The 9691-nt window shown below is 69.1% G+C and carries 11 protein-coding genes; 4 read left to right on the top strand and 7 right to left on the bottom strand.

Annotation, left to right across the window (positions count from 1 at the left end; translation table 11 throughout):
* The first annotated feature begins 203 nt into the window (after window positions 1–203).
* The 3 genes from AAG801_RS36885 to AAG801_RS36875 all read left to right on the top strand — a co-directional run bounded on the left by AAG801_RS36885 (window position 204) and on the right by AAG801_RS36875 (window position 2735).
* Complete coding sequence (locus AAG801_RS36885) at window positions 204–728, top strand: hypothetical protein (RefSeq protein WP_341892886.1); 525 nt, start codon at window positions 204–206, stop codon at window positions 726–728.
* A gap of 112 nt (window positions 729–840) precedes the next feature.
* A complete protein-coding gene (locus AAG801_RS36880) occupies window positions 841–1356 on the top strand; it encodes a hypothetical protein (RefSeq protein ID WP_341892885.1) in 516 nt (171 codons plus the stop codon).
* A gap of 122 nt (window positions 1357–1478) precedes the next feature.
* Complete coding sequence (locus AAG801_RS36875; protein WP_341892884.1) at window positions 1479–2735, top strand: metallophosphoesterase; 1257 nt, start codon at window positions 1479–1481, stop codon at window positions 2733–2735.
* A 21-nt stretch (window positions 2736–2756) separates the two neighbouring features.
* Here the strand turns inward: AAG801_RS36875 and AAG801_RS36870 are convergent, their stop codons facing one another.
* From AAG801_RS36870 to AAG801_RS36855, 4 genes are all read right to left on the bottom strand, one after another.
* Window positions 2757–3257 (bottom strand): polyhydroxyalkanoate granule-associated phasin, encoded by a 501-nt coding sequence (locus AAG801_RS36870; protein ID WP_341892883.1) that lies wholly within the window; start codon window positions 3255–3257, stop codon window positions 2757–2759.
* A 118-nt stretch (window positions 3258–3375) separates the two neighbouring features.
* The gene (locus tag AAG801_RS36865; RefSeq protein ID WP_341892882.1) at window positions 3376–4353 is read right to left on the bottom strand and encodes a lysylphosphatidylglycerol synthase domain-containing protein; all 978 of its coding nucleotides are present in this window, start codon (window positions 4351–4353) and stop codon (window positions 3376–3378) included.
* On the bottom strand, window positions 4350–5633 hold the full coding sequence (clsB, locus tag AAG801_RS36860; RefSeq protein WP_341892881.1) for a cardiolipin synthase ClsB: 1284 nt from the start codon (window positions 5631–5633) through the stop codon (window positions 4350–4352). The genes AAG801_RS36865 and clsB overlap by 4 nt, the downstream gene beginning before the upstream one ends.
* A gap of 14 nt (window positions 5634–5647) precedes the next feature.
* Entirely contained in the window at window positions 5648–6445 is a 798-nt protein-coding gene (locus AAG801_RS36855; RefSeq protein WP_341892880.1) for an endonuclease/exonuclease/phosphatase family protein, read from the bottom strand.
* A 210-nt stretch (window positions 6446–6655) separates the two neighbouring features.
* On the opposite strand from AAG801_RS36855, the gene AAG801_RS36850 reads away from it, so the two are divergent.
* Window positions 6656–7033, top strand: coding sequence for a serine/threonine protein kinase (locus tag AAG801_RS36850; protein WP_225616856.1), 378 nt, complete (start codon window positions 6656–6658; stop codon window positions 7031–7033).
* A 111-nt stretch (window positions 7034–7144) separates the two neighbouring features.
* On the opposite strand, the gene AAG801_RS36845 is transcribed toward AAG801_RS36850, so the two are convergent.
* The 3 genes from AAG801_RS36845 to AAG801_RS36835 all read right to left on the bottom strand — a co-directional run.
* Window positions 7145–7729 carry a Spy/CpxP family protein refolding chaperone gene (locus AAG801_RS36845; protein ID WP_341892879.1) on the bottom strand — a complete coding sequence of 195 codons (585 nt, stop codon included), beginning with the start codon at window positions 7727–7729 and terminating at the stop codon, window positions 7145–7147.
* A gap of 149 nt (window positions 7730–7878) precedes the next feature.
* A complete protein-coding gene (locus tag AAG801_RS36840) occupies window positions 7879–8952 on the bottom strand; it encodes a flavodoxin family protein (protein WP_341892878.1) in 1074 nt (357 codons plus the stop codon).
* A 77-nt stretch (window positions 8953–9029) separates the two neighbouring features.
* Window positions 9030–9691, bottom strand: a 662-nt coding sequence (locus AAG801_RS36835) for a pirin family protein (protein ID WP_341892877.1), incomplete at its 5' end; no start/stop codon positions are given.

Genomic DNA, 9691 nt, shown 5'->3' with positions numbered 1-9691 from the left:
GAGCCCCGTCTCAGGGTTTCCGATGAAAGACACCCGAAAAGCGTGAATGGCGCCCGTCACACGGGCGTCACCAGCTATGAAAACAATAGCATTCACCTGCGTAACGCAGAAGCTTCCTCGTAAACGCTATATCTAGCCCGACTCTTGCTAAGCAAAATTCCTGACGGATTTCCTGTCACGCAAGATCGAGGACACACAGAGCAATGAACCCCAAGCGTTTCCAGCGGCCCTTGGCTGCACTGGTTCTGGGCGGTGCCACAGCCGCCGCGGCACTCCTCGCGGCCGTGTCGCCGGCCCATGCGTTCTCGAACCCGCCGATCCAGGTCGCGCAGGGCATCGAATACATGTGCGGCGGCGCCGCCAAGGGCGAAGCCGCCTTCCTGGACATGGTCGCGCCGCGATGGGCCGCGACCATCGACTTCCGCGTGAACGACGGCAAGGGCGCGCAGCAGGCCGGCTTCCCGGCCAAGGCAGCGATCCAGATCCGCCAGAAGTACACGGGCCAGACCGTCATGGAAGTGCAGACCCAGGCGCCCACCATGCTCGCGCGGCTCGAACCGGGCGCCTACGACGTCGACGTGACGCTGGGCGGGCTCACGCTCACGCAGCAGTTGGTCGTGATCGCCGGCATCCCGGCGCGCGCCTCGTTCGTCTGGCCGTCGAACTTCGACATGGCCTCGGTCGCGCCACCGCTGCCCCAGGCGCTCGCACAAACCGCCGCGCGCTGACCCGACGCGGGCCACCGCGGCCCGCGCGCAGTTAAGTCTTCCTTAAGTCGTGCCCGGCACAGTGCCTTCCTGCGTGGCCTGTCGCCACCACCGCCCGGAAAGGAAGGCCTCGATGTCTCTCACCACCACCAACCCCCTGTTTCTGTTCTCGCACGCCCGGCCCATCGCCGCCGCGACGGGCGCCGCCTTGCTCGTGCTGCTCGGCGGTGCGCTCTCGGCGCAGCCGGCCCAGGCCGCGATGAACCCGCCGATCCTCATGGCGCACGGCGTCGAGTACATGAGCGGCGGCATCGGCCAGGACGAGGCGCAGCTGATGGAAACCGTATCGCCGCGCTGGCCCGCGAGCTTCGAATTCGCGATCAAGGACGGCCGTCGCGCCGACTTCGCGGCCGGCGTGCACGTCACCGTGCGCGACAGCCACGGCACGGCGCTGCTCGACAATGTGGTCTCCGGCGGACCGTTCATGGTGGCGCGGCTCGAACCGGGCCGCTATGAAGTGGAGGCTCGCATCGGCGGCCAGACGCTGAAGCAAACGCTGCAGGTGTCGTTGGGCGCGCCGGCCAAGGCGGTCTTCGAATGGCCGGCGGGCACCGACATGGCCTCCGCCGGCACGCGCACGGTGCGGTAAACGCAGCGGCACCGCGCCGCGGCCGGCACCGAACGGTCGCACCCGCGGCGCCACAACGCCCGCTATCCAGTTGCCTTGCGCTATAGAAAAAATAGCGGCCCAGGCAGCTTTCGGCGCCTTGAATGCGCGGCATGCGCCTTGCAGGTGACGTGTCCCGGGCCATGCCCGCGTCTCCCTCCGTCCCGATGCCGATCCGTCCCCTGAGCGTCCTGACCGCGCTCCTGCACGTCTATATCGCGCTGCGCCTGCTGCCCGCGCTGGCGACGCTCACGCCTGCGTGGCCGCTCGCGCTCGTGCTGCTGGTGGTGTCGGCGGTCACGATGCCGCTGCCGTTCGTATCGCGCAGCCATCGCGCTGACCGCAAGGCCAAGCCAGCGGGCGAAACGCTGCACTGGATCGGCCTGATCAGCATGGGCTGGTTCTCCTCGCTGTTCATCTTGACACTGGTGCGCGACCTCGGCCTGCTGCTGGCTTGGCTCGCCAGCGCGCTCGGCGGCCTGCAGGTGCCGGACGCGGTCGCGCCCTGGAGCGCGCTGGCGGTGCTGGCACTGGCCACGGGCGTGTCGCTGATCGGCTTCTTCAATGCGCGCCGCACAGCCGGCGTGAAGCAGGTCGAGGTGCCGATCCGCGGCTTGCCCGCGGCACTCGCGGGCTTCACGATCGCGCAGCTCAGCGACATCCATGTGGGTCCGACGATCCGCAACGGCTACATCCAGCGCATCGTCGATGCGGTGAACGGGCTCGGCGCCGACGCCATCGCGATCACCGGCGACCTGGTGGACGGCAGCGTGCCCGAATTGCGCGAGCACATCGCGCCGCTGGCGGGCCTGCGCGCACGCCACGGCACCTTCGTGGTCACCGGCAACCACGAGTACTACGCGGGCGCGCATGCCTGGATCGACGAGCTGCGCCGCCTCGGCCTGAAGGTGCTGCTGAACGAGCACGTGGTGCTGCAGACGCGCAACGTGCGCGGCGCGCAGACCGACGAAGAGCTGTTCGAAAGCGCACTGGTGCTGGCCGGCGTGACCGACTTCACCGCCGGCCATTTCGACGCCGCGCACGCGAGCGATCCGCACCTGGCGCTGTACGACGCGCCGCCACTGGTGCACACGCGCGTGCTGCTGGCGCACCAGCCGCGCAGCGCGCCGGTGGCGGCCGCGGCCGGTTACCAGCTGCAGCTGTCGGGCCACACGCACGGCGGCCAGTTCTTTCCGTGGAACCTGTTCGTGCCGATGCAGCAGCCGTTCACGGCCGGCCTGCACCGGCTGCACGACATGTGGATCTACGTGAGCCGGGGCACCGGCTACTGGGGGCCGCCGAAGCGTTTCGGCGCGCCGTCGGAAATCACGCTGGTGACGCTGGTCCCGGCGCAACCCTGAAGAGACGGAAGAAGCGGGCCGTCAGGCCTGCAGTTCAGCCAGCAGCCGCCGCGCGTTCGACGTGGCGGCGGTGTGGATCGGCTTCAGGCCTTCGCGCGCAATGCGCGCTGCCACGCCCGTGAACTGACCCATCGTGCTGGCACCGCGCGCCGTGGCCTGCACGAGCGCGTCGCCATGCGTGGCCGCCTGCGCCGGCGTGAAGCTGCCGGCCAGCGAGAAGAGGGCGGTGGTGCCCTGCAGCCATTGTTGCCACGCACGCTGGGCCAGCGAGGCATTGCTGCTGTGCCACTGCTTGGCCATGGCCAGGCCCGATTCGCTCGCCGCGGCGAGCTTTTCGTGGCCCATCAAATGAAATTCCGCCAAGTCGGCGGCGCTGGGCGTGAGCCCCGCCTTGGCCATGCGCTCGGTGCGCACGCGAATCACCGTGCCGGACGACAGCAAGGTTTCGTGGGTCTTGAGGGCCAGGTCGACCCATTGCATCAGCGGACTGGCCAGACGGGCGGTGGTACTGAAGGACGACATGGGAAGAGGGGTGCGTGAGGGAACAGAGGGCCACTATAGGCCTGCGAAGTGAAGATTGCTGCAGTGCAACAATTCCTGACCGTCATTTCACCGATCGGTCGCTTTCTGCGGGCAATATTTAACGTTTCTTATGGTTGTTGCCGGCATCCGCGCGCAGACGCCGCGCACGCGCCTCGGTGACGAGGTAAGCGACGAGCGCCACGGCCAGCGGCAGCAGGTAGTACAGCGCGCGGTAGGCCAGCAGCGCGGCGAGCAGCCGCGTTTCCGCCACCTCGTGCGCCAGCAATGCGACGAACACCGCCTCCAGCACGCCGAGCCCCGCCGGCACGTGCGTGACGACGCCGGCCACCGCCGCGACCAGCAGCACCGCCAGCACCTGCGGATACCCGACCTCGCCCTGCAGCAGCACCCAGATCACGCCGCCGATGAGCGACCAGTTCACGCAGGACATTGCCAGCTGCAGCAAAGCCATCGGCAAGGTCGGCGTGCGCAATGCATGGCCGCGCACGCGCCAGACGTGGCCGTCCGAGAACGCGCACAGCGCCAGGTACGCGAGCGACACCCCCAGCAGCGCCGCGCCGAGCAGGCGCAGGCCGCCGCCGTCGATCTTCCAGTCGGGCGGCAGCGCCATCGGCCAGAAGCAGAATGCGGCGCCGGCCACCACGAGGTAGCCGAGCCAGTTGGTCAGCATGCTGAAGCCCAGCACGCGCGTGATGGTTTCGTTGCCGAGCCCCAGGCGTGAATACAGCCGGTAGCGGAAGGCCACGCCGCCCACCAGCGAGCCGAAGTTGAGGTTGAAGGCGTAGCTGATGAAGGTCACGCCGATCACGGTGCCGGCGCCGAGCCGGTGCTTCGTGAGGTGGCGGCCGAGCAGATCGTAGGTGCTGTAAAGCAGGAAGCTGCTGGCGGCCAACGCGCCGGCCGCGAGCAGCGTGGGCGCCGGCAGCGCGCGCAGTGCGGCGAACACCTCGGCCCAGTCGATAGTGCGTGCCTGCTTCAGCAGCAGCCAGGCGATGCCGCCGAAGAAGCCCCAGATCGCCACACGCCGCACCCATGGCCACCAGGGCCGGTGCGTGAGGGCGAGCGAGGCACTCATGCCGTCTCCGTGCGCGCCGTGCCTTCGTCGCTGTCGCGCCGCTTCTGCTGCTGCGCCATGAGGTCGGTCGCCTCGGCCGGCGTCAGGCGCGGCACGTGGCGCGGCAGGCGGTTGAGCCACGACGGGTACCAGCGCAAGAAGTGGAAGACGAAGAAGCTGCGCACCAGCCGCCAGCCGCTCCATTCGCTGGCCAGGTCGTCCGCGCCGATCTGCTTGCAGCTGTGCTGCATGAGCTGGTCCATGCGCTCCCACAGCAGGTTGTTGAACGCGGTGTCGCGCACCACGATGTTGGCTTCGAGGTTGAGCGACAGGCTCAGCGGGTCGAGGTTGCTCGAGCCCACGGTGCTCCAGCGGTCGTCCATGAGCGCGACCTTGCCGTGCAGCGGACGGTCGCAGTACTCGTAGATGCGCACGCCCGCGTGCAGCAGGTGGTGGTAGAGCATGCCGGCTGCCGTCTTCACGATGGGCATGTCGGGCTCGCCCTGCAGGATGAGCCGCACGTCCACGCCACGCCGTGCCGCGCGCCGCAGCTCCTTGATGAGCCGGTAGCCCGGAAAGAAGTACGCGTTGGCGATCACGATGCGCTCGCGCGCGGCGCGGATCGCGGCGCGGTAGTGGCGCTCGATGTCGTTGGTGTGGCGGCGGTTGTCGCGCGTGACGAAGATCGCATCGGCCTCGCCCGCCGCGGCCTGCAGCTGCGACGCCGGCGGCGCCTGCTTCAGCCTTCGCCGGAACCAGCCCACGCCCTTGCCGCCGACTGCAATCGCGCGCAGCACGAACTGATGGATCTCGGCCACGATCGGCCCCGCCAGCTCGACCGCGTAGTCCTGCTTGGCCTTGGGGCCGAAGTCGAGCAGGTGGTCCTCGGAGTAGTTGATGCCGCCCACGAAGGCGCGCTCGCCGTCGACCACCACGATCTTGCGGTGCATGCGGCGGAACACGTTGAGCCGCTGGCCCAGGAAGCGCTGGCCCGGGTCGAACACCCGCACCTTGACGCCGGCGGTGGCCAGGCTTGCGAGGTACTCGCGCGACAGGTCGGGCGAGCCGAAGCCGTCGATCATCAAATCGACCTTCACGCCGCGCAGCGCCGCCGCGCGCATGGCCGCGTGCAGCGCCAGGCCCACCTTGTCCTCGAACAGGATGAAGGTCTCGATGATCACTTCGCGCTGCGCCGCACCAATGGCCTCGAACACGCGCGGAAAGAACTCCTCGCCGTTCTCCAGCAGATCGATGCGGTTGCCGCCGGTCCAGTGGCCGGCACGCTCGGGGGTGTCGCGCATGGGGGCCTCGGCGTTCACAGCTCGATGTCCGCCACCAGCGGGGCATGGTCCGACAGGTGCGACCATGGCCGGCGCGGCAGCACCACGGGCGCGTGCACGCCCGCGTTGCGCACGTAGATGCGGTCCAGCGGCAGCAGCGGCAGGCGCGCCGGAAAGGTGCGCGCGGCGCGGCCGTGGGCATGCACGAACACCTCGCGCAGCGACGCGCCTTCGGCCAGCACATCGTGCGCGCGGCTGCGCCAGTCGTTGAAATCGCCCGCGACGATCAGCGGCGCATCGGCCGGCACCTCGTCGCGCACGATGTGGCACAAGAGTTCCAGTTGCTGCTGGCGGTGCGACTCGGCCAGGCCCAGGTGCGCGCAGATCGCATGCACGTCGACCGTGCGGCCGGGCAGGCGCAGCACGCAGTGCAGCAGGCCGCGCTTCTCGGGGCCGCTCACCGACACGTCGTGGTTGCGGTAATGCACGATCGGAAACTTCGACAACACCGCGTTGCCGTGGTGCCCCTTCGGATACACCGCGTTGCGCCCGTAGGCGAACTGCGGCCACATCGTGTCGGCCAGGAATTCGTAGTGCGGCGCCTCGGGCCAGTTGCTCACCGTGCGCGAATGGCGCACGTGCGTGCCCATCACCTCCTGCAGAAACACCACGTCGGCGCCCACCGTGCGCACCGCGTCACGCAGCTCCGGAAGGATGAAGCGGCGATTGAGCGCCGTGAAGCCCTTGTGGGTGTTCACAGTCATGACCTTGAGCGAGGCCGGTGCGGCGGCGACAGCGGCCTCGGGCAGCGGGGAAGAGAAGGGGGAGGACATCGGTCTTCCCGTTGTACGTGGCCGCGCCCGCGCCGACTGTAGGAACGCGCCACCTTCTTCGCGTGCCTTTCACGCAAGGGCGGCGGGCTCCTACAGGCAGGCCTGCCGCACCCCCACACAACGCCCGAAACGGGGCTCCTACGGTGGTTTCAAAGCCGATGCCATCGCGCTCGGCTTTGTGCCCTTTTTTCATTTGCAAAGGAGCTTTCCATGATGACCACCCTGCAACGCCTGACGATCCCCACCGCGCTGCTCGCCGCCCTGCTGGGCGCCGGCATCGCCCAGGCCCAGATGCCGACACCCGTCCAGCAACCCATGGCGGGCGACAGCTCGGTGCCCGCCTCGCGCGAAGCCGTGAAGGCCGAGGCCCGCGCACAGAACCGCAACAACGCCAACAGCGTTGTGCCCAAGGGCGAGGCCAGCACCACCGTGAACCACCAGCCCAACGCGATGCCGTCGCCGACCGGCGAGCGCTCGCGCGCGGAAGTGCGCGCCGAGACGCAGCACGTGAAGCCGCGCTTCGGCCAGCCGGGTGAACGTCCGGCGGTGCCGACCAACCCGACCGAGAAGACGGGCACGCCCCAATAACGCTGTCACGCTGCGCACGCCCACGAAAAAGCCCGCGATGCACGAAGCATCGCGGGCTTTTCCTTGCCCTTTCCCGAAAGCCGGCCTCTTCAGCCGGCTACCCGGTCAGCCTCAGCTCTTGGCAGGCGCTGCGCCGTGGTGGCCTTCATGACCGCCATGGCCGCGGTGCCCGCGATGGCCGTGGCCCGCGAACTTCGCGGTCTCGGTGTCGAAGGTCTTCTGCTGCTCGGGCGTCAGCGCGGCGTAGAAGGTCTTCGTGGCTTCGGCGCGCTTGGCGAACCGTGCGCTGCGTTCGGCCTGGCGGGCCTGCATGCGTTCCAGGCGCTGGGGCGTGGTCAGCTTGGCGAACTCGGCGCGGTCCATGCGCTGCGGGCGCGCTGTACCGGCGGGCGGCTGGCTGGCCTCGGTGAAGCTGCTCCACGCGCCTTCCTGGGCGCCGGTGAGCTTGAGCTTGTCCTTCAGCGCGGCCAGGCGCTTGGCACGGTGCTCCTTCATGCGCTCCATGCGCTGGGCCGGGTCCATGCGCTTGTGCTGCGCCTTGGGTGCGGCGGTGGCATCGGCGGGTGCGGTGGCGGCCGTGGGTGCGGCCGTCGAAGGCGTGGTGGCAGCCGGTGCCTGAGCGAAGGCGCCCGAAGAGGCGAGGGCGGCCGACCCCAACAGGCTGGCCCAGACGATGCGTTGGCGAAGAGAGATCATGAGAGTCGCTTCCTTTCGAAGAAGTCCGCCGCCAAAGGGCAGCGGGTGAGACGAAGTGTGGAGCGCCTCTGTAACGCGTCCGTGAGCCGGAAGTGAGCCTGCGTAAAGAAGCATGAACCGCAGCGCGGGCCTGACGCCGGCCGCGTGATTTATTTGGGCCTCGGCGCCTTCAACCCGCGGTCGGGCACCTGCAGCTTGCCAGCGCGCAGTGCGCCCACCGCCAGCACCACGGCGCGCGCGACGTTGCGCACTTCTTCCTGCACGTCGGCATCGGCGTCGAGCGCGTCGTGGCTGGTGGCATAGGGCGCGTAGTAGCCGATGTAGCGGTCGAGCCGCGCCTGCGCGCCCGCATCGACCAGGCCCATCCAGTCGAGCCAGTCCGTGAGGTTGCGGCGCAGGCCCTCGGGGCCGGCCACGTCGCCGTGCACCACCACGCCGTAGACGCGGCCTTCCAGGTGCTTCGGGTAGCCCCAGCCTTCGAGCTCCAGGGCCTTGGCTTCATCAGGCTTCTTGCCGTGCGTGCTGGTGGGGTCGGGGTTGCCGCCGTCGGCGCACACCAGCCGGTCGATCATGAGCTTGAGCGGGCTCGCGGCCTGGTACCAGTGCGTGGGCGTGAGCACGATCACGCCATGCGCCGCCACCCAGCGTTCGTAGATTTCGTTCATCCAGTCACCGGTCTGGCGCAGCGCGTGGTTGGGGTAGCAGCTGCAGGGCCAGTGGCACAGCGGCATCGCGGTGGAGACGCAGCCCTTGCACGGGTGAATGTGGCGGCCGTAGTCCGACGTGAGCCGGCTCAGGTCGAGCACATCAACCTCGATGCCGCTGCCTTCGAGCACCTCGCGCGCGCACTGCGTGAGGCGCCAGGTCTTGGAGATTTCGCCGGGGCAGGTGCCGTCGTTGCGCGGCGAGCCGTTGATGAGCAACACGCGCGAGCGCGTCTCGGGCCGGCCCCAGGCGTCCTGCGCGGCGTCGATGCGTGCGCGGGCGTCGAGCCAGTCGACCGAGAGTTCGTAGTCGGGGTCGGCATAACCGGGCCCGGCGCGGCGCGTCACGGGCGCCTTGCGTCCCTCGTCGTACGCTTGCCAGGCAATGTCTTCCAGGCGTTGCAGCGCCCCGGCCTCGGCCCGGAACGCCGGGTCGTGGAAGCTCTGCATGAAGCGGTCGTGGAACTCGGCGCGCTGCAGCATCGGCGGCGCCTGACCTTTGCGTATCGTGGGAGGCATGACCGCAATCTAGGCCGCGCACCCGCTCACGCGAACCGAACGCCACGCCGTCTTTCGGTAGGCGATCGACTACAGGCTCAACCCAGCTTGCCGTTCTGGAAATCGTGCACAGCCTGCTTGATCTGTTCCTGCGTGTTCATCACGAAGGGGCCGTACTGTGCGATGGGCTCGTTCAGCGGCTTGCCGGCGATCAGCAGCGCGCGCGCCGGGCTGTGGTTGGTGGCGCCGGCGCGCAGCACCGTGCCGTCGCTGCCGGGGTCGTTCGCAAGAATCGCCATGCGCCGCGTCGGCACCTCGCTGCCCGCGATCCACAGCGATTCGCGGAACACGTAGACCAGCGCGTTGTGGTCATCGGGCAGCGGCTGCGCGAACTCGGCGCCGGGCGGCAGCGTGATGTCCAGGTACAGCGGCTCGGTGTGCGCGCGCTGCTCCGCGCCGGCGATGCCGTGGCTGGTGCCGGCGATCACGCGCACGTGCGCGCCGCCGGCGGTGGTGAACTCGGGGATCTCGCTGCTCTGGATGTCGCGGTACCAGGGCTCGCGCATCTTGTCTTTCGCGGGCAGGTTGAGCCACAGCTGAAAGCCTTCCATCAGGCCTTCTTCCTGCTCGGGCAGCTCGCTGTGCACGAGGCCGCGGCCGGCCGTCATCCATTGCACGCCGCCGTTTTCGAGCAGGCCTTCGTGGCCCGCGCTGTCGCGGTGGCGCATGCGTCCGGCGATCATGTAGGTGACCGTCTCGA

The sequence above is a fragment of the Variovorax sp. YR752 genome, assembly GCF_943372545.1.
Note: the sequence above shows the minus strand (reverse complement) of the source record. Positions and strands in the feature narration are given on the sequence as shown.